1 pseudogene is annotated in these 562 nt (G+C 43.8%); it reads left to right on the top strand.

The annotated features are described in order from the left end of the window. Nucleotides 1-275: 275 nt before the first annotated feature. Nucleotides 276-562: pseudogene (locus tag A3763_RS08550) on the top strand (hypothetical protein); the annotation flags it as partial.

Genomic DNA, 562 nt, shown 5'->3' with positions numbered 1-562 from the left:
TAAAGATCAAAACACAAAAGACGGTTCACCACCGAGGGCACAGAGAGGCCTGCGGCCTACACAGAGAAAAGATAAAAACAGAGAAAAGATAAAAGCCTTTTTAGGTGTGTCTCCATCTCTTCCTCTGTGTAGCGAAGCGCTCGGTGTCCTCTGTGGTTTAAGTTCTTTTCGCTTTTACCTTTAAGTGCAAAACCCCTATAATGCCCAGCCATAGAATCAACCACTAAAAAGTCTAATTCGTGTCTATCAAATCTAAGCTTCTCAGCACCCTTGTAATGTCCCTTTCTCTTGTTATGGCTGCCACGGTAAACGCTGCGCCATGGATTGATGTAGGTGACCTTAGGCTTCGAAATAATCTTCAGCTACTCAATGATGCAGAAGTGATCGATATCTCTTTAACGACCTGGCCGCTTATGTGGGCAGATGTAAAAAATGCACTAGCAGAAGCTGATCACTCGAAGCTCAATTCAGCACAAAAAACTGCGATTAGAGAATTACGCTTTGAGCTACGTAAGCAGACTAAGTCCGGTATTAAAAAAAGCCTTGAAGTGACAGCGGGCAG

The sequence above is a fragment of the Oleiphilus sp. HI0128 genome, assembly GCF_001635365.1.
This window is presented reverse-complemented; position numbering and strand designations above follow the sequence as displayed.